A 20,312-nucleotide genomic window follows, 5' to 3' on the forward strand; every position below is an offset into this window, starting at 1 on the left:
TATAACAGGCTAAATGGGGACTTATCCCTCGAATCCAAGCTTCAGCATCACGTAATCCATCATGCGGTCAAAGAAACCACCTTCTTTTACTTCTTGGAGTGTAACCAATGGATACTCAGCTACATCTTCACCTTCTAACTGAATAAACAGCTTCCCGACGACTTGTCCTTTAGCAAGGGGCGCCTCTAACTGTTGATCAAGCTCGAAGTTTGCTTGTAGATTTTTTGCTTGGCCGCGGGGAATCGTTAATGGTGTGGCAACATTAATACCCAAATCAACGGTTTCTCTATCACCCATGTAAATGCGGTGTGCGACGAAACTCTCACCTGCTTCATAAGGGGTAACTGTCTCGTAAAACCTAAAACCGTATCGCAATAGCTTCTTGTTTTCTTCCTTACGAGCACGCTCGCTTTCTGTGCCCATAACTACCGACACTAAACGCATATCACCTTGTGTCCCTGACGTGATCAAACTGTAACCCGCGTCTGACGTATGGCCAGTTTTGATACCGTCTACGTTCAAGCTCTTATCCCACAATAAACTGTTGCGGTTGTACTGTTTAATGCCATTGTAAGTAAACTCTTTTTCCGAGTATATCTTGTACATGTCAGGCGTTTCGCTGATCAGCGCTTGTGATAGTGTTGCCATGTCTCTCGGGCTGGTATAGTGATCAGGATCGTGTAAACCATGAGAATTGACAAAGTGGCTTGCGGTCATACCCAGTGCTTGAGCGTGGGCGTTCATCATACTGGCAAACGCACTTTCTGAACCCGCGATGTGTTCAGCCATGGCCACACAGGCGTCGTTACCAGATTGAACAACAATGCCCCGTAGCAAGTCTTTGACTTTAACTTTTGTGCCGACTTCGATGAACATCTTCGAAGAATCAGGGAAGTTTTTTGCCCAGGCATTCTCAGAAATCGTGACTTCGTCTTCCAAGCTAATATTGCCAGCCTCTAGTTCTTTACCAATAACGTACATTGTCATTATCTTGGTTAAGCTAGCAGGCGCCAGCTGCATGTCGGCATTCTGTTCAGTAATTAAGTGTCCGGTCTCATAGTCCATCAAAACGTGGCCCGCAGCGGCAACGTTGGGTGGAGGAGGAATTACAACTGCGCTTTGTGCACTAGCACAAGCGATTGACGCTGCTACCGCAAACGCCCATTTGCGGCAATGAGAAAGAAGAAACGGTTTAGCGCGTCTTGATTTATTATGCATTGTTTTACCGTATTTGAAGTGTTAAATGTGTTTCTTAAAGCTGAATTCTAACGTAAGCGAAAATGGATACCAAGGAAATACCGTATAGCGTTAGAGATTGGTTATCCGTCGTATAAAAGTTACTCCCAAAATTTTCACTACCATTTTCGTTGTCGGGTTACTGTCAGAAATCCGGTTGGAGTTGAACAAATTTCTTGTTGAGTGTTTTCGAACCAGCAAACGGGCAAAAAGTTCAAAAAAATTTTAGTTGATTTCGATTTGTTCAGTTACCGTGTATGCGCTGGGGTAGCCATTCTTTCTTAGGTCTTCTAGCAACATTTTTGCCTGATACTTGTCGTGAAGGGGGCCTAATCTCAGCTTGTATATGTTGTTTTCAATCGGTAACTGAGAAGGGACTTGATACAGTGTACTGAGAACGCTCGAAACCGATTTGGCACGGCTGAGGTCGCTTAGGGCTGCGACCTGGATAAAAAACGCATCCTTGTATACGGGCGCCGGCTCAGGCTCTATACCCATGTATTGCTGCCAAGAGACCGTTGGGCCTTTGCCTACGGTGACTTGTTCGTTAACGTCTACGTGAATAACTTCTAGTTTAACCCGAGCAGTGCCAGTCTTCTGATAACCTAATTTTTTTGCTGCCGCATAGGACAAATCGATAATACGGTTATCGTGAAATGGGCCTCTGTCATTTACCCTGACAATCGCTGTTTTATTATTGTCTAAATTAGTTACTCTGACATAGGAGGGCAATGGCAGCGTTTTGTGCGCCGCTGTCATAGCAAACATGTCATAGGTTTCGCCATTAGAGGTTTTGTGGCCATGAAACTTTTGTCCATACCAGGACGCTCTGCCTACTGCCTCATAGCCTTTACCCGTGAGAATGGGAAAGTAACGCTTACCGAGGACGGTATAAGGGCGGTGATTCAATTCACGGTAAGGTTCGTATTGGGGTTGCGCATCAGACAAATCGGGTTCTTTGTACACATAATTGGGCGCGGAATCAGTTTTTTGCGTGTAGCGACCAGTGGATTCACAAGCCGACAACAGGCATAAGAAAAACAGAAGTAGGGCATGCCTAATTTTGGTCATTAGCGCGACATTAATCTTTTTTGTGTACTTATAGACATTAGAATGCCAAAGCCTGCGAGCAATGTCACCATGGAAGTACCGCCATAACTAACTAAAGGCAAAGGTACGCCCACTACCGGTAGCAAACCAGATACCATGCCCATGTTTACAAAGACATACACAAAGAAGGTTAGGGTGATACTACCGGCCAATAATTTGCTATAGGCGTTTTGTGCCCTGACTGCGATCAGTAAACCCCGAGCAATAATAAACGTATAGATTGCGAGCAGACCTAATACACCGAGTAGGCCAAATTCTTCGCTAAAAACGGCAAAAATAAAATCGGTGTGGCGTTCAGGTAAGAATTCAAGTTGCGACTGAGTGCCTTGTAACCACCCTTTTCCTTCTACACCACCAGAGCCAATCGCGATTTTTGATTGGATGATATGGTAGCCCGCCCCTAGGGGATCGCTTTCGGGGTTGAGAAAGGTAATCACCCTCTGTTTTTGATAGGCTTGCATCAAGAAAAACCACATTATTGGCAGGAAAGCACTGCCCAACAATGCGACTATGCCAATCAGTTTCCAACTCATTCCCGCAAGGAAAAGCGCAAATATACCTGAACTGGCAACCAATAATGAGGTCCCAAGATCAGGTTGCTTTGAAATCAATACAGTAGGTACAGCTACCATAGCGAAACCCGTGATGATGTGAATCGTGCGCGGGGGCAGTGTAAATTTACTAATGTACCAAGCTACCATCATGGGGACGGCGAGTTTCATGATTTCAGAGGGTTGGAAACGCACGATATATAAGTCGAGCCAGCGTTGTGCCCCTTTTCCCATATCGCCAAACAACAATACGGCGACTAGCATAATGAGCCCAACCGCATACCCATAGACAGAAAGACGTCGGTATGCCATGGGAGGAATTTGGGCCATAACAAACATCACTGCCAAGGCCAAACCTAGTCGTATGAGTTGCCGCTGAATTAGACCTGCGTCTTGTCCTCCCGCGGAGTAGATAGTAAACAAGCCTACACCCATTAAGGTGAGCAAACCAACAAGTAAAATTCCATCGATATGAATTCGTTGTAATAGCGAGGGGCGGTTATGGCTTATTGCATCATTCATCAGCTTCGTCACCTATGCCCGCTGTTGTCGGTGCGTAATTAACAAAATAGTAATCCAACATGTTTCGTGCCATTGGCGCGGCGTTCGCACCACCAAACCCTGCGTTCTCTAATACAATGGTGATAGACACTTCAGGATCCTCGTAAGGTGCAAAGCCTACATACATAGCGTTATCTCGGAGTCGTTCCGCAACGTTTTCCGCTTTATACTTTTCGTTTTGACCGACCGAAAAAAGTTGTGCTGTTCCGGTTTTGCCCGCTGACACATAAGACGCGCCAGAGAAGGCCCGAAACCCAGAACCGTGGGATTTGTTGACAGTGCCGTGCATGGCATCAAGTACACTATCCCAATTTTTTTCGTCTTTAATTGCTATCGGCTTCAGTGTCTTCGGAGGCTCGACATCAACGCCGTATTCTGTTTTGAAACCAAGTAGTATTTGAGGGGCAATTTTTTCACCGTAATTTACTAGCGTATTGATCGACTGATTAAGCTGAAGAGGCGTGGTCGTCCAGTAACTTTGCCCGATACCAACGGGTATGGTATCTCCGATATACCAGGGTTGATTGAATCGAGCACGTTTCCAGCCTCGACTTGGCATGTTGGCGCTAGATTCCTCGTGTAAATCGATACTGGTGTAGTCCCCGAAGCCAAAGTCGGTCATCGCTCCACTAATGCGATCAATACCCAATCGATAGGCCAAATCGTAAAAGTAAGTGTCACAGGACACTTCTATTGCTTTAGTTAAATTAACTTCGCCATGGCCAATTTTTTTCCAGTCTCGCCAAATATGGGACACATTCGGTAAGCTGTATTTTCCGTTGTCCACAATGGTGTCGTCAATGGTGACTTCTCCCGACTCTAGCCCCAATAACGCGAGGTGAGGCTTTACCGTCGATGCAGGTGGATATTGGCCTTGAGTCGCTCGATTGATGAGCGGTCGGTCTGGCGAATTTAACAACGCCGAGTAGTTCTTCTGGCTGATACCATGGACAAACAAGTTTGGATCGTAACTCGGGCTGGAAAACATGGCTAAGACACCACCCGTTTTTGGTGAGGTGAGTACAATCGAACCTCTTTTACCCGCCAATAGTGACTTGGCATGTTGTTGTAAACGAACATCGATGTTTAACACCAAATCTCTGCCGGGGACGGGCGGTTCAACACTTAACACGCGAATGATTCGGCCCTGATTATTGACCTCAACTTGTTGATATCCCACTTCGCCATGCAAGTAGGATTCATGAAATTTTTCGATACCCAATTTGCCGATGTCATGGGTCGCGGCGTAATTCGCCTCTTGGCCCGCTTCGACCAGTTTTTGTAAGTCTTTTTTGTTGATCTTGGCAACATAACCCAATACGTGGGTAAGCGCATCTCCAAACGGGTAATGTCGCGCCAAACGAGCCTCAATGGAAACGCCTTCGAATCGGTGTTTTTGTGCGGAGAACAAAGCGACGTCCTCTTCACTCAACCGCGTACGCAATGCAACCGGCTTGAAGCGTCTTTGACGTTTTAACGCTTTTTTAAAGTCGTCAATCTCGTCATCAGAAATCCCCATGAGTGCTTGTAAGCTAATTAGGGTCTGATCGAGGTCTTCGACTTTCTCTGGGATGATTTCTAGGCTGAAAACAGGCTTGTTCTCAGCTAGTAGCACGCCATTCCTGTCGTAAATGAGCCCGCGATTTGGTGCAACGGGGAGCACTTTTATTCGGTTGCCATTTGAGCGAGTTTGATAAGCGTCATATTGCTTGACTTGCAACACGTATAAGTTGCTCAGCACAACACCCATTAATCCCACGACAATCAGTAACGCAATCACACTGCGGCGTGCAAACAAATTGGCTTCTGCAGTGTGATCACGGATATTTTGTCGTTTTATTGGCACCGAGCTATTCCCTGTGATAAGGGTGATTTTGAGTGACGGACCAAGCCCTGTAGAGGCTTTCGGTCACAATAACTCGAACCAAGGGATGGGGAAGGGTAAGAGGCGATAACGACCAGCGTTGTTCGGCGATTGCCGTGCATTCCGGTGCCAACCCCTCTGGCCCACCTATCAACAAACTGACGTCGCGACCGTCCATTTTCCAATTGTCTAGTTGTTTGGCAAGGGTAGGTGTATCCCAAGGCTTACCGAGCACCTCAAGCGTGACTATGCGATTACTTTTATTGATAGCCGCTAACATCTGTTCGCCTTCTTTGTGCAAGATGCGTTTGATGTCAGCGTTTTTGCCCCGTTTACCGGCTGGGATTTCGGTAAATGAGACAGGCATATCACTGGGGAAGCGACGAATGAATTCGTCAACACCAGTAGATACCCAAGCCGGCATTTTTGTTCCAACCGCTACTATTTGAATGCGCACGTATTTGTTACCTAACCGTCGTTACACAGGTGGCATCTAGTGATGACTATATGACCCTGTTCTTATTATTTTCGTCGTTTAGGGCTTGAATTAGGCCCAGAGTTTTTCTAATTGATAAAAATCTCGTGTTTCATCTTGCATGACGTGAACAATCACGTCGCCGAGGTCTACAAGGACCCATTCGCCTGATTCTTTTCCTTCAACACTCAATACGTCTATTCCTGTGTGCTTGGCTTCAAGCATGACGTTTTCGGCGATCGAGACTACGTGGCGTTTTGAGTTTCCAGAACAAATCACCATGGTATCTGTGATACTGGATTTGCCCTGAACGTCTATTTCAATTACGTCACGGCCTTTCATGTCGTCGATTTTATCGATAACAAATTGTTTGAGTTGCTGTAGCTCCAAAAGTTCTCCTTTTTGGTAAATCATTGGGTTATTGCTGTTCGTTTAGCGATATAACCGATAGTCATTGATATAGTGTAGTACTTGAGGTGAAAGCCACCTCTGAAGTCGCTTCTTATTGTCGCAGGTTTCCTGTTTAAATGCAGCCCTAAGCTCAGTTGATGAAATATCGAACATTTCTTGCTTTATGGTGTAAATAAAACCCGATGAGCGTGAAGTTAACGCCGAAGCCGATTCAACAAGACTGCGTCGCAATGTCGCTTCAACTTCCGCGCTGTAGGTTTGATAACCATTGCGCTGATAGACGACTAGATGTGTGAGAGACAACAGTTCTTGCCAGTGGTACCAAGAATCCAGCGAACTTAAGCTATCTCCACCAATCAAAAAGCAGATAGGGCGATCTGGGTGTTGTTTACGCAGCGCCTGTAGCGTTTTAACCGTGTAATTGGGGGCTGCTAGCGATTCTTCGATTGACTCAACATAAAGCGCCGGCTCGTTTGCGATAGCGAGTTCAACTAGCTGTTTCCGATGAGCGTAGCTTATCCCCAGTGTTTCTTTATGTGGCGGAATATAGGCTGGCATGATTCCCAGCTTGGCATCAGAAAAGAGTGAAATGGCGGCTTTAGCGACGTGAATGTGACCCATATGGGGTGGGTTAAAAGTACCACCGAACAAGATTAACGGTGTTTCATTGTCGCTCATGCTTCAAATGCCTGAATGCCTTGAAGTGGTATTCCCATGAAAAGACAGCACAAATGCGCTAGCTTGATATAGGGCTTGGCTAATACCGATTGCTTGAATGCCAAATCGGCAGCTTCTAACTCGGACTGAATGTTGTTGAGCAATGATGGGGACATTCGACTCAAGGCAGCATCATAAAAACCTTGCCGATTACGCCAAACGCCAAAACGTTGCCATTGTATAGGTTGCCCGGAACTTTTTAGTGCCACCAAACTCGATAGCGTTTTCCATTCTCTGATCAGTGCCCAGATAATGATATTTGGCTCGATCCCTTCACTTTCTAAACGGTACAGTATTTTGATGCAGCGTTTAGTATCTCCCGCCAGCATCACGTCTATTAGCTGAAACACATTAAATCGACTTTGATCGACTAAGCTAGCTTCGAGTTTCTCATTGTCTATCATTTGTCCGGGGTAAAGTAGCGCAAGCTTCACCAACTCTTGGTGGGCAGCCATCATGTTACCTTCGCTAAAACCCATGATAAACTGCACGCCGTTGTGATCGATTTGCACACCCTGAGCGTCTGCTTGTTGCTGAATCCAGCTGGCTAATGCTTTGCCTTCTAGTGGGTAGCAATGAACAAAAACACCGATATTATCCAGTGCTTTAAACCATTTGGTTTTTTGTACGTCCTTGCCAATTTTTGGCCCGTGAACTAACAAGATTGTGTCTTGAGAAAGGGACGAGGCGAGCTCAGTTAGGACTTTCCCACCTTCGGTACCCGGTTTGCCGGTTGGAAGTTCCAATTCAATGTACTGCTGCGAACTGAAAAGTGACAGGCTTTGTGTTGCTTCGATAAGCTGTTGCCACTGGAAATCACTATCCGCAACTAAGACAGTTCGTTCTTCATATCCATTTTCGCGGGCTTTGGTTCGCAATAATTCAATCGTTTCAAATTTTTGCTGTGGCTCATCGCCAAAAACGAGGTAACAATTACCCAGTCCTTTGGTCAGAGAGTCAGCGAAACGATTAGGATAAACTTGCATTACTACTCGTTGGCATAAGCAATGGTGGCTTGATTCGACAGCAAACGAATAATTCTATCTGCTGCATCTGCTCTCATTTCATCCAGCACAATATTCAGCTCTCTGGATTTAGCGAGAACGCGGTCGGGATCGTCTTGGTATTCTCGGGCCACTTCAAATTGATGCTCAAACGGCTCCTTATTTGGAAACCAAACGGTATAGCGAACTGAGTAAATTAATTCGTACTCGGCTACTTGGCCGGTTGAGAATACTGATAGCAAACGTCGGTCCAAGCTCTCTGGTGCAAGACTAATAAGTACAGTGTTTGCGTCCGGTGTTGCCGTTGCTGTACTCGATTGCAAGTCATACACGGGAAGCCGTTTGTTTAAGGCTCGAGCCATCAATGAGTGAGGTGCCGCTTGCACGGCAACTTGATTGATGTCGTGTGGCAGCGCTTGGCTGCCCCTTAACTTGAAGCCACAACTGCTAACCAGAGTGGTTAGCAGTAGCGTGATAGTCATCGCAGTGAGTCGTTTCATTAGTTTGCAACTATGTTGACGAGTTTACCGGGTACAACAATCACTTTTCTCACCGTTTTTCCATCTGTGTGAGAGGTGACATTGTTGTTGGCTAGCGCTTGAGCCTCAATTTCTTCTTTGCTCGCCGTCGCGGAAACGGTTATTTTTGCACGAACCTTTCCGTTGACCTGAACAATGATGAGTTTCTCGTCTTCGACCAATGCTTTCTGGTCAGCTACCGGCCAAGGTGTAGCTTCGATATCCGTTGTATGTCCTAGTGCCTGCCATAAGGTATGGCATATATGAGGCGTGATCGGGTTAAGCAGCTGTAGTAGCGCTTCAATACCTTCTCGCACAAGGGCAATATCGCTTTCACTCTCTTGTGGTGCTTTTTGTAAGTGATTCAACAATTCCATCGTTGCAGCAATTGCCGTGTTGAACGTTTGGCGACGCCCAAGGTCATCCGTCACTTTTTGGATAGTCTTGTGAATTTCTCTGCGCAAGCTTTGTTGATTTTTGCTTAGCGCGCTAATATCCAGTGCTGCAGTATCACCTTCGGATAAGCTATCTTGCGTTAGCTTCCAGATACGGCGCAAGAAACGGTTGGCGCCTTCTACACCTGAATCTACCCATTCTAGTGTTTGTTCTGGAGGAGCCGCGAACATGGTAAACAAACGAACAGTATCAGCGCCGTATTTATTGATGACTTCTTGAGGGTCGATACCGTTGTTTTTTGATTTTGACATCTTAGTCATGCCACCGTGTTCCACCGCTTCACCGGTAGCCGATAGCCAAGACTTAGTAATGCGACCTTTATCGTCTTTTTCCACACTCACTTCAGTGGGCGAATACCAAGTTTTCTTGCCAGCTTGATCTTCAGTGAAATAAGAGTCGGCTAATACCATTCCCTGACACAACAGGCGCTTGTATGGTTCATCAGACTCAACTAGCCCTTCGTCTCGAAGTAATTTATGGAAGAAACGAGAATAGAGTAGGTGCAAGATTGCGTGCTCAATGCCACCGATGTATTGGTCAACCGGCAACCAATAGTTAGCCTGTGAAGGGTCTAACATGCTGTCTTGATTTTGCGCGCAGGTATAACGTGCGTAGTACCAAGAAGATTCCATGAAGGTATCGAAAGTGTCAGTTTCACGAAGTGCATCCTGACCCTGATATTGCGTTTTTGCCCATTCAGGATCAGCTTTAATCGGAGACGTAACGCCGTTCATCTGCACGTCTTCAGGCAATACAACAGGTAGCTCATCAGAAGGCACAGGTACAGACTCACCATTTTCCAAGTTCAACATTGGAATTGGTGTTCCCCAATAGCGTTGGCGGCTAACTCCCCAATCTCGTAGACGGTAATTGATTTTGCGCTCTCCTTTGCCTAATTCGACAAGTTTGTCCGCGATGGCATCGAATGCCGCCTGAAAGTCTAAACCGTCGAATTGCTCAGAGTTGACTAGCTTGCCTTTTTCCGTATAGGCAGCTGCACTAAGATCACATTCGTCACCTTCATTGGCAGCAATCACTTGTTTGATTGGAAGGTCGTAGCGTTGTGCAAATTCGAAGTCTCTTTGGTCATGGCCAGGTACCGCCATCACTGCGCCTGAGCCGTAATCCATAAGCACGAAGTTGGCTACCCAAATCGCGACCTTTTCACCAGTGAGAGGGTGAATTGCATAGAGGCCTGTAGAGCACCCTTTCTTCTCCATCGTCGCCATTTCAGCTTCGGCTACTTTGGTATTTTTACATTCTTCAATAAATGCCGCGAGTTCAGGGTTGTTTTTAGCCGCAAATTCAGCGATGGGATGCTGCGCAGCCACGCCGACATAAGTGACACCCATAAAGGTATCGGGGCGGGTTGTATAAACGGTTAAATCGGTTTCTTCGCCCGCGGGTGAAGCGAGTTCAAATGTAATTTCAACGCCTTCAGAGCGACCAATCCAGTTGGCTTGCATTGCTCTGACTTGTTCTGGCCAATCTTCTAGCTGTTCTAAGTCACTGAGTAACTCTTCAGCATAATCGGTGATCTTAATGAACCACTGAGGAATCTCTTTTTGTTCAACGACAGCGCCAGAACGCCAACCGCGGCCATCGATAACTTGTTCGTTTGCCAAAACCGTTTGGTCTACAGGATCCCAGTTAACCGTTGCGTTTTTCTTATACACTAAGCCTTTTTCATATAGACGAGTGAAGAACCATTGCTCCCAACGGTAATAGTCAGATTTACACGTTGTGACTTCACGGTCCCAATCGTAGCCGAAGCCAAGCGATTTTAACTGACTTTTCATGTATTCGACGTTGGAATACGTCCACTTAGCCGGTGCTGTATTGTTATTGATTGCCGCATTCTCAGCCGGTAGGCCAAAGGCATCCCAACCCATAGGCTGCAACACATTTTTGCCTTGCATGCGTTGAAAACGGCTAATCACGTCACCGATAGTATAGTTTCTGACGTGGCCCATATGCAGGCGACCGCTGGGATACGGGAACATAGAGAGGCAATAGAATTTCTCTTTTGATTCGTCATCAGTCGCTTTGAATACTTGGTTGTTGTCCCAGTGCTGTTGGACGCTTTGTTCTATTTCTTGTGGGTTATACTGTGTATCGGCCATGAAAAAAGGGCTTCCGCAATCGTTCTATATTCTTTGTACTGATGGGCGCTTATCAAATATTGGCCTTCAGTACGACGTTTAGCCCCATAGAATACCCTAGGGGGCCATTTACAAACAACTTTCACGTGCTATTTGTCTGCACTTTTTTGCACAATATTTGTGAAAAAATAAGCGGCTGTTTAAATAAGCGTCAATTTGTGGGGTTTAGGTTGAGTACTCGTTGTTTGAATCCATTGATTTGCATCGATTGAACTTGGTCGACAATGTTGGCTAACTGTTCAAAATCGCCATCAAAAATTCCGTGCACGCTGTTGGTCATCGAGACTGTTGTGTGATTGTCCTTAGCGGTAAATTGGAAAGTTAACGCGCCTGTTAAACCCAAGCCTTGAAGTGGCCCTAAGGCGCCTGTCATCGTTAGGGTTTTCTGCGGGTCTACAAATACAATATGCATGTGCTCAGCACTGCGACTACCAGCTATTTCACAAAAACAACCACCGGCTTGAGCATCAATAGAAAACGTTCCTTCTTGACCCCACCAACTGTGATCTTTAGGCCACCATTTATCCACATCTGAGACAAAGATGGAGTAGGCTTGCTCAGCGTTTACAGGGACACTTACTTGATTTGTAACGACAAAGCCTATTTGACTGACTTGGGTCACTTCTGCGGCTGATATTGGGGAGTAAAGCAGTAAAGTCGCTAAGCCAATTACTAAGGTTTTTATTTTCATTTTTGCGTCAACTCGTTCGGAAATACCCTTGCTAATGTAAACTGATTTTAGATTTTCTCAATTCGATGCGCATGGAAATTGAGCAATCAGTTGTCAAAGGTTTGACAGCAATCGTTCACGAGCCCTAATATCTTTCACGTAACCGTTGGACATTCGTACGATTGAACCAATTTAGCGTCAGTCGTATTTTCTTGGCACCGAACCAAATGCCAGTTGTCGATAGACCTGTTTAATAGATGGTGGTTTGCCTTAATGGCTGAAAATCTTGTTATTGCGCCGCTGAGCGCAGATAAACTCTCCCCCAAAATTAACCGCAGAATTCTAAATGCGGCATTGAAAGACGACCAAGCAATGGAGGCGACATTCGTCGGCCAACAAAGAGCTAGGGACGCGTTGACATTTGGTTTGGGAATTGATGCGCCTGGATACAATTTATATGTCATGGGAGAGCAAGCGACAGGGCGCTTTACACTCGTCAAAGAATACATCGAACATCATGTAAGTGCATTACCGACACCTGATGACTTTTGCTACGTCAACAATTTCGAAGAAGAAAGAGAGCCGTTTTTATTACGCCTGCATCCGGGGGAAGGTCGCCAACTTCAAAAAGATTTGGAGCATTTTATCGATGAATTGCTCGACACCTTTCCCGCTGCTTTTGATAACCCCGGATATCAACGGAAAAAAGCGGCAATCGAGCGAAATTTTGAGCAACAGTATGACGCCGCGATTAATTCGGTTGAAGTCTTTGCTCAAGCCAATGGCGTCGCTATGTATGAGGAGGCGGGTACAATCTCGTTTGCTCCCATTATCGATGGTAAACCTATCAGTGACACTGACTTTGCTAAGCTATCGGAAGATAAACGAACTCATTTTTACGAATTGATTGATGAATTAGAGAACCGCCTGAGTGAAAGTCTACTGTCTTTACCCGTGTGGAAGCGCCAATCGTCCGAACAAGTTAGAGAGTTAAATAAGCAAACAGCAGAGCAGGGTATTAAGCCCATGCTCAAGTCATTGGAACACAAATACGCGTCTGATTTGGGCGTATTGAAATATTTAAAGCAGATGCGAACCCACGTGGTAAGCACAATTGTGACGTTGCTTGCAGAAGACAGCAAAGAAGAAAAGCTTGATGAAGCAGACAGACGCGCTTTATTTGAAGAGCACTTTTTACCCAATGTTGTCGCCGGCCACAGTGTTAATCAAGGGGCACCAGTAGTATACGAGGCAAACCCAACCTACCAAAACTTGTTTGGTAAAATTGAATACACCAGTGTTCACGGTGCCGTCTATACCAATTACCGCATGATTCGCCCTGGCGCTTTGCATCGAGCCAATGGTGGATATTTGGTACTGGATGTCGATCAATTATTGGAACAGCCCTACGTTTGGGACGCCTTAAAACAGGCGATTAAATTTGGTCAGTTGCGAATAGATTTCCCACAACAAGATGTGGGTATGGTAAATGCGATATCTTTGACGCCACAGCCAATTGAATTAAAAGTAAAAATCATTTTGTTGGGGTCACGTTCTCTCTACTATACCCTGCAAGACTACGATGATGAATTTACCGAATTGTTCAGGGTCCTTGTCGATTTTGATTTGGAAATTGGCATGAACAAACAAACCTTGAACGATTTTGTCGGGCGTGTCAGAGGACAATTAGCCAGCTTGGGTATCGAGGGTATCTCTTCAAAGGCGATGCATCGATTGGTCGAGTACTCACTTAGACGGGCCGAGCACCAAGAAAAGCTTTCTGCTCATTTTGCTGAGGTAATCGAATTGCTTCATGAAGCCAGATACTTTTGTTTCGAAGATCGCAAAACCCTGTTGGATTTCGACCATTTAGAGCGTGCGCTAGCAGCAAAAAAGCGGCGAACAGGTAGAGTAAGCCAAACACTGCTCAATGATATCAAAGAAGGTCAGGTGCTGATAGAAACCGACGGTCATGCTGTGGGTAAGGTGAATGGTCTCACTGTGTTAGACATTGGTGACGTTGCTTTCGGTACGCCAGCAAGAATTACGTCAACCGTTTATGCTGGCGCCAATGGGGTTGTCGATATTGAGCGAGAGGTGGAGCTAGGTCAGTCAATTCATTCAAAAGGGGTAATGCTGTTAACCGGATATTTGGGTCACAAATACGCCCAACATTTCCCGCTAACACTCAGTGCTAACATCGCACTGGAACAGTCATATGGGCATATCGATGGCGACAGTGCATCCTTAGGCGAACTGGTGGCGCTTATTTCGGCATTGACTGAGATCCCGACTACACAATCGTTGGCAGTGACGGGCTCGATAAACCAATATGGTGAAGTACAAGCGGTAGGTGGTGTAAACGAAAAAATCGAAGGCTTTTTTGATTTGTGTGAACACCGAGGTCTAACCGGAAAGCAAGGCGTTGTGATTCCGCATTCAAATCAAATCCACCTTGTACTGAATAACCGTGTAATCGATGCGGTAAAAAAAGGGCTGTTTCACATCTATACGGCTAAAACCGTTGATGAGGCTTTATCATTGTTGATGGAAAAAGACGCGGGTAACCTGAGTAGCAAAGGGCGTTATCCCAAAAACACGATCAATTATCACGCATTGAATCGCTTGTACAATATCGCGATGATCGTGAATGGTGGTGAAGAGTGATGGATACCAAAAACGCCGATGATAACGGCGTTTTTGGTTTAAGTTGACTAGGGTATTCGTTTATTTAGGCGGCATTCTCAGTGCACCGTCGAGGCGAAGTGTTTCGCCGTTCAAATAGGCGTTATCTACGATGTGCAACGCCAATTTTGCGAACTCTTCAGGTAAACCGAGGCGCTTTGGAAAAGGAACATTGGCTGATAAGGCGTCTTGCACTTTTTCTGGCATCGCTAACAGCATTGGCGTTCCCATGACGCCTGGCGCGATAGTATTCACCCGAATGCCGAGATTACTGAGGTCTCTCGCCATTGGGAGGGTGAGGCCAATAATTCCCGCTTTACTCGCGGCATAAGCCGTTTGGCCGATTTGACCTTCATAACCTGCGACAGAGGCGGTGTTGATGAGAACACCCCGTTGACCAGTTTCACCTGTCTCATTACTTGCCATGGCCGCGGCGGCTAATCGGCAAACGTTGAAACTGCCCACAAGATTAATATCAATTGTATTCTGGAACCCTGACAAAGGAACAGGCTCACCCTCGCGATTGAGCAGTCTTGCCGCAGGAGCAATACCCGCGCAATTGACGACAACATCGATCTTGCCAAAACGTGCGACCGTTCTTTCAATAGCAGATTGAACTTGGGTTTCTTCGCGAACATCAACGTTGTAAAACGACGTGTGTTCGGCACCAAACTCAGATACTCGTTGTGCACCGAGCTCTTCGTTCAAATCGAAAATAGAGAGGTTGTAACCAGCATTACGGAATGCAGTTGCTGTAGCATGGCCAAGGCCAGAGCAGCCGCCAGTGACAATTACAGTAGGGGAAGTTGTGTCCATCATCAGGTCCTTATCTTTTTTTTCATAGTAAAGCTAAGAGCCAGAACCTGACAATGGTCAAAGTCAAATTGCTTTTGCAATAAGTACTTATTTTGGCAACTGAATTTTACGCTCTTCAGAAGGACGGAAGATGACCAAAGTATGGCCAATCACTTGCAATTTGATAGATGACGTTTCGCGAACTATCGCGTCCATAATAAGCGCTTTTTCTTCTCTGTCATCGGTAGGCACTTTGACTTTGATTAACTCGTGAAAGCCGAGGGCGTTATCAATTTCCGCAACTACGCCTTCTGTTAATCCATTGGCGCCAAGTTGTACAACTGGCTTTAAAGGGTGCGCCAGTCCTTTGAGAAATTGCTTCTGTTTGTTTGAAAGTTTCATTTATTAGGTTTTCTTACAATTAAAATATTTATTACGTCTTGAAAAGCCGTATTCTAACGCCATCTTGATTACAATCCTAATTAGATTGTTCTTTATTGCTATTTTTTTGTTCAAAACTTTGGGTGGGTGGTGGTTTTATCGCCATTATTCAACGATTTATACGAATCTGAACAGATACGTCGTTGTTTGCGTATAAATATTACCAAGTAGCTTTGGACTGAGTAGTCTGTGCCAAGTTGGTTAGATTGAATAAAGAGCGAGCGTAGACTCTCATCGATGTGATAGCAGCGGTGGCTAGTCTTTATAAAGTGTAGTAATCTTTGGTTAACGTACGTCGGTACTAAACGGTTTCAGATGTTTTTGCGAAACTCACAAATGATTCGTAGATTCAGACGTTAAACGTTGGTTTATATAGAGGTTTTTAGCATTGAGCGACATGGCAAAAAATTTAATTTTATGGCTCGTCATCGCAGTAGTTTTGATGTCGGTGTTCCAGAGTTTTTCACCGGGTGAGTCCGCCAGAGCGCAGACGGATTACACAACTTTCCTTAAGGAAGTTAATCAAGGCAATATACGTGAAGTGAGAATCAATACTGACGCCCGCGAGATTCGCGGAACAAAGCGCAGTGGTGAGACTTTCGTCACCTACATCCCTTATTTCGATGAAGCGCTAATTAGTGATCTAGCGAAAAATGATGTTCGCATGATAGGCGAGCCCCCAGAGAAGCCATCGATTCTCGCTAATATCTTTATCTCATGGTTCCCAATGCTACTGCTAATTGGTGTGTGGATCTTCTTCATGCGTCAAATGCAAGGTGGCGGTGGTCGCGGTGCAATGTCGTTTGGTAAGAGTAAGGCGCGCCTGCTAGGTGAAGACCAAATCAAAACAACGTTTGCGGATGTTGCTGGCTGTGATGAGGCAAAAGAAGATGTTGCTGAGCTGGTTGATTTCCTTCGCGACCCTTCAAAGTTCCAAAAATTGGGCGGAAAAATCCCTAAAGGCGTGTTGATGGTGGGGCCTCCAGGTACCGGTAAAACATTAATTGCCAAGGCGATCGCTGGTGAAGCGAAAGTACCATTCTTCAGTATCTCCGGTTCTGATTTTGTTGAAATGTTTGTAGGTGTTGGTGCTTCTCGAGTCCGAGACATGTTTGAACAAGCCAAAAAATCTGCGCCTTGCATTATTTTCATTGATGAGATCGATGCCGTCGGTCGTCAGCGTGGTGCAGGTTTAGGTGGTGGTCATGATGAGCGTGAACAAACGCTAAACCAAATGTTGGTCGAGATGGATGGCTTTGAAGGTCATGAAGGCATCATTGTTATTGCCGCTACAAACCGACCAGATGTGCTTGACCCAGCGCTACTAAGACCTGGCCGATTCGACCGCCAAGTGGTGGTTGGGCTGCCTGACATCCGTGGTCGAGAGCAAATTCTTAAAGTCCACATTCGAAAAGTCCCTGTTGCAGATAACGTAGACCCTGCGGTAATCGCACGTGGTACACCGGGGTTCTCTGGAGCTGACTTGGCAAACCTGGTTAATGAGGCTGCGTTGTTTGCTGCTCGTTCAAATAAACGCCTTGTCGCTATGGAAGAGTTTGAAAAAGCAAAAGACAAAATCATGATGGGTGCAGAGCGCAAGTCTATGGTGATGTCTGAAGAAGAGAAAACCAACACGGCATATCACGAAGCAGGCCACGCTATTGTAGGTCGCTTAGTACCTGAACATGATCCGGTATACAAGGTGTCTATCATTCCGCGGGGCCGTGCTCTAGGTGTCACCATGTATCTTCCTGAGCAAGATAAGTACAGCCACAGTAAACAACAACTTGAGAGTATGATTTCAAGTCTATATGGTGGCCGAATCGCAGAAGAAATCACGTTGGGTGAAGCTGGTGTTACCACTGGTGCATCAAACGATATCGAACGCGCTTCTGACATTGCCAGAAAAATGGTAACGCAGTGGGGACTGTCCAATAAAATGGGACCGCTTCTTTATGCAGAAGAAGAAGGCGAAGTGTTCTTGGGCCGTTCATCTTCAAGCTCAATCCGTATGTCGAACCAAACGGCGTTAGCGATTGACGAAGAAGTGAAAGACATCATTAACCGCAACTATCAGCGTGCAGAGCAAATTTTAAAAGACAATATGGATATTTTGCATGCGATGAAAGATGCGCTAATGAAATATGAAACCATAGATGCTGGGCAAATTGATGACCTGATGGCGCGCAAGCCGGTCAGAGAACCCGCTGACTGGGATGACCGCAAGCCAAAAGGTGGTAGCAGTGCAAGCGGTGGGGCTACGGGTGAAGTAAAAGCGGATGTTACCCCGAGTAATGATACGCCAACAGGTTCTACCGGCGACCAAACGCACTAAAATCTTCTGTTTAATCATCAAGCGTCGCATCTGCGGCGCTTTTTTATATTCGCTGCAATTACAATGAAAATTAGAAACACAACCTTAGATTTATCGACGCCTCATGTGATGGGGATTTTAAATGTGACACCTGACTCGTTTTCAGATGGTGGAAAGAATTCGCAGGTCGACATAGCCGTGCATAATGCACTGACGATGGTTGAACAAGGGGCGACTTTCATCGATATCGGGGGGGAATCGACAAGGCCTGGGGCTTCAGAGGTAATGATTGCCGAGGAGCTCGACCGAGTAATTCCAGTGATTCAGGAAGTTAGGCGACAGAGCGACGTTTATATTTCTATCGACACAAGTAAACCAGAAGTCATGCGCGAAGCGGTTGAGAGCGGCGCCGATTTAATCAACGATGTTCGTGCGCTGTCAGTGCCAAGGGCAATCGAAGAAGCCGCTAAACTTCAGGTACCAGTTTGTCTGATGCATATGAAAGGTAAGCCCAGAGATATGCAAAATGCGCCGCAGTATCACAACGTTGTCACCGAGGTTTCAGAGTACTTATCTCAGAGAGTCAGCGATTGTTTGGATGCTGGTATTCATTCCGAGCATATCTCCCTCGACCCAGGTTTTGGGTTTGGCAAGTCACTTGAGCACAACTATGAATTGATAGCGCAGCTCGAAAAACTCCATGTTTTGGGTTACCCACTGTTAGTCGGTATGTCTAGAAAATCGATGATTGGTCAACTTTTAGAACGAGAAACAGACCAGCGACTGATAGGCAGTGTGACACTTGCGGCCATAGCTGCACAAAAAGGCGCACAAATCATACGTGTCCATGATGTACAAGAAACCGTGGATGCGGTTAGAATTGTCCAAAAAGTTTTATCAGTAGAATAAATTTCAAAAAAGGGAAGCGCGATGAGCGAACGTAAATATTTTGGGACTGACGGTATTCGAGGTAAAGTCGGTGAGAGCGCCATTAACCCAGAATTTGTCACTAAGTTAGGCTGGGCTGCGGGGAAAGTGCTAGCGGGCCATGGTACGAATAAAGTGCTAATTGGTAAGGATACACGTATTTCTGGTTATATGCTTGAGTCAGCACTTGAGGCGGGTTTATCTGCGGCGGGAATCAATATAGGTCTTTTGGGGCCTATGCCAACACCGGCTATCGCTTATTTAACCAAAACATTTCGTTCAGAAGCGGGTATTGTGATCAGTGCCTCGCACAATCCTTATTATGACAATGGTATTAAGTTTTTCTCAGCTGATGGTTTTAAATTAGATGACGATATTGAACTTGCCATTGAAAAAATGATGGAACAGCCAATGGAGTGTGTTGCTTCCGATGCGTTGGGTAAAGCAACTCGTGTAGACGATGCTGCTGGGCGCTATATCGAATTTTGTAAAGGTACTTTCCCTTCGGACTTGTCTTTAAAGGGCATGAAAATTGTCGTTGATTGTGCTCACGGCGCGACGTATCACATTGCACCAAACGTGCTTGGTGAATTGGGCGCAGAAGTCATCGAAATCGGTACTAAACCTGACGGTTTAAACATTAACCATCAGGTTGGTGCGACATCGATGAAAGCCATTGTCGAGAAAGTTAAGGAAACCAAAGCTGATCTTGGTTTTGCGTTAGACGGTGATGGCGATCGCATCATGATGGTAGACAATTTGGGCAATGTAATTGACGGTGACCAGATAATTTACATTATCGCTAGAGACGCGCTGCGAAGTGGTCGACTCCAAGGTGGCGTTGTCGGTACGCTGATGAGTAATTTAGGTTTAGAGCTTGCGCTGAACAAACTTGGGGTGCCATTTGCTCGGAGTAAAGTGGGAGACCGCTATGTAATGGAATTACTTCAGCAAAAAGGTTGGGTTATTGGCGGCGAAAACTCAGGGCATGTTCTCAATCTTAATGCGAGCTCGACAGGTGATGGAATCGTCGCAGGGCTGCAGGTGTTAACCGCGATGCTCCGTACAGGAATGACCTTGAATGACTTAGCGGACGGTTTCGAGAAATTCCCACAAACACTGATCAATGTTAGATATACAGAAGGAGCTGGCGCGCCACTAGAGCATGCTGATGTGATTGCTGCAGTTAAAACGGCGGAAGAAGGACTTGGAAAAACAGGTCGTGTGCTACTGCGAAAAAGTGGAACAGAGCCGCTCATTCGAGTGATGGTAGAGTCTAATGATGAAGCTGCATCATTGAAATGGGCTGAGTCTATCGCCGACGCTGTACGTAAAGTGGCCAGTTGATTACATTTTTGTGTATTTGCGCTTGTATATTGGTTTAGGAATCGTTAATATCACGCCCGCTTTGATGC

The 20,312-nt window shown here is 45.8% G+C and carries 17 protein-coding genes; 4 read left to right on the plus strand and 13 right to left on the minus strand.

What is annotated here, in order from left to right:
- Window positions 1–21 precede the first annotated feature (21 nt).
- The 11 genes from AC27G9_RS01930 to AC27G9_RS01980 all read right to left on the minus strand — a co-directional run bounded on the left by AC27G9_RS01930 (window position 22) and on the right by AC27G9_RS01980 (window position 11,756).
- Entirely contained in the window at window positions 22–1,218 is a 1,197-nt protein-coding gene (locus AC27G9_RS01930; protein ID WP_487070460.1) for a serine hydrolase, read from the minus strand.
- Window positions 1,219–1,461: 243 nt separating this feature from the next.
- Window positions 1,462–2,307 carry a septal ring lytic transglycosylase RlpA family protein gene (locus AC27G9_RS01935; RefSeq protein ID WP_487070462.1) on the minus strand — a complete coding sequence of 282 codons (846 nt, stop codon included), beginning with the start codon at window positions 2,305–2,307 and terminating at the stop codon, window positions 1,462–1,464.
- On the minus strand, window positions 2,307–3,419 hold the full coding sequence (gene rodA, locus AC27G9_RS01940; RefSeq protein ID WP_487070464.1) for a rod shape-determining protein RodA: 1,113 nt from the start codon (window positions 3,417–3,419) through the stop codon (window positions 2,307–2,309). Before rodA ends, AC27G9_RS01935 begins: the two co-directional genes overlap by 1 nt.
- Window positions 3,412–5,304, minus strand: coding sequence for a penicillin-binding protein 2 (gene mrdA / locus AC27G9_RS01945; RefSeq protein WP_487070466.1), 1,893 nt, complete (start codon window positions 5,302–5,304; stop codon window positions 3,412–3,414). The genes rodA and mrdA overlap by 8 nt, the downstream gene beginning before the upstream one ends.
- Before the next feature lie 4 nt (window positions 5,305–5,308).
- On the minus strand, window positions 5,309–5,779 hold the full coding sequence (rlmH, locus tag AC27G9_RS01950) for a 23S rRNA (pseudouridine(1915)-N(3))-methyltransferase RlmH (protein WP_487070468.1): 471 nt from the start codon (window positions 5,777–5,779) through the stop codon (window positions 5,309–5,311).
- A 90-nt stretch (window positions 5,780–5,869) separates the two neighbouring features.
- Entirely contained in the window at window positions 5,870–6,187 is a 318-nt protein-coding gene (rsfS, locus tag AC27G9_RS01955; RefSeq protein ID WP_487072035.1) for a ribosome silencing factor, read from the minus strand.
- Window positions 6,188–6,229: 42 nt separating this feature from the next.
- Entirely contained in the window at window positions 6,230–6,886 is a 657-nt protein-coding gene (gene nadD, locus AC27G9_RS01960; RefSeq protein WP_487070470.1) for a nicotinate (nicotinamide) nucleotide adenylyltransferase, read from the minus strand.
- Window positions 6,883–7,911 carry a DNA polymerase III subunit delta gene (holA, locus tag AC27G9_RS01965; RefSeq protein WP_487070472.1) on the minus strand — a complete coding sequence of 343 codons (1,029 nt, stop codon included), beginning with the start codon at window positions 7,909–7,911 and terminating at the stop codon, window positions 6,883–6,885. The genes nadD and holA overlap by 4 nt, the downstream gene beginning before the upstream one ends.
- Before the next feature lie 2 nt (window positions 7,912–7,913).
- The gene (locus AC27G9_RS01970; RefSeq protein ID WP_487070474.1) at window positions 7,914–8,429 is read right to left on the minus strand and encodes an LPS-assembly lipoprotein LptE; all 516 of its coding nucleotides are present in this window, start codon (window positions 8,427–8,429) and stop codon (window positions 7,914–7,916) included.
- Complete coding sequence (leuS, locus tag AC27G9_RS01975) at window positions 8,429–11,026, minus strand: leucine--tRNA ligase (protein ID WP_487070476.1); 2,598 nt, start codon at window positions 11,024–11,026, stop codon at window positions 8,429–8,431. The genes AC27G9_RS01970 and leuS overlap by 1 nt, the downstream gene beginning before the upstream one ends.
- 190 nt (window positions 11,027–11,216) lie before the next feature.
- Window positions 11,217–11,756: an SRPBCC family protein gene (locus AC27G9_RS01980; RefSeq protein WP_487070478.1), complete on the minus strand. Its 540-nt coding sequence runs from the start codon at window positions 11,754–11,756 to the stop codon at window positions 11,217–11,219.
- A 252-nt stretch (window positions 11,757–12,008) separates the two neighbouring features.
- On the opposite strand from AC27G9_RS01980, the gene AC27G9_RS01985 reads away from it, so the two are divergent.
- A complete protein-coding gene (locus AC27G9_RS01985; RefSeq protein ID WP_487070480.1) occupies window positions 12,009–14,402 on the plus strand; it encodes a Lon protease family protein in 2,394 nt (797 codons plus the stop codon).
- 60 nt (window positions 14,403–14,462) lie between these two features.
- On the opposite strand, the gene AC27G9_RS01990 is transcribed toward AC27G9_RS01985, so the two are convergent.
- Complete coding sequence (locus tag AC27G9_RS01990; protein ID WP_487070482.1) at window positions 14,463–15,236, minus strand: 3-hydroxyacyl-CoA dehydrogenase; 774 nt, start codon at window positions 15,234–15,236, stop codon at window positions 14,463–14,465.
- Window positions 15,237–15,323: 87 nt separating this feature from the next.
- Window positions 15,324–15,617: a ribosome assembly RNA-binding protein YhbY gene (yhbY, locus tag AC27G9_RS01995; protein WP_487070484.1), complete on the minus strand. Its 294-nt coding sequence runs from the start codon at window positions 15,615–15,617 to the stop codon at window positions 15,324–15,326.
- Between the two features lie 427 nt (window positions 15,618–16,044).
- Between yhbY and ftsH the strand changes: the two genes are divergently transcribed.
- The 3 genes from ftsH (at window position 16,045) to glmM (ending at window position 20,244) form a co-directional block, all read left to right on the plus strand.
- Complete coding sequence (gene ftsH, locus AC27G9_RS02000; protein WP_487070486.1) at window positions 16,045–17,991, plus strand: ATP-dependent zinc metalloprotease FtsH; 1,947 nt, start codon at window positions 16,045–16,047, stop codon at window positions 17,989–17,991.
- A 63-nt stretch (window positions 17,992–18,054) separates the two neighbouring features.
- A complete protein-coding gene (gene folP, locus AC27G9_RS02005; protein WP_487070488.1) occupies window positions 18,055–18,879 on the plus strand; it encodes a dihydropteroate synthase in 825 nt (274 codons plus the stop codon).
- A gap of 21 nt (window positions 18,880–18,900) precedes the next feature.
- Window positions 18,901–20,244 carry a phosphoglucosamine mutase gene (gene glmM, locus AC27G9_RS02010; protein ID WP_487070490.1) on the plus strand — a complete coding sequence of 448 codons (1,344 nt, stop codon included), beginning with the start codon at window positions 18,901–18,903 and terminating at the stop codon, window positions 20,242–20,244.
- Window positions 20,245–20,312: the final 68 nt, after the last annotated feature.

It is taken from the genome of Alteromonas sp. 5NS40-0096, from assembly GCF_057544385.1.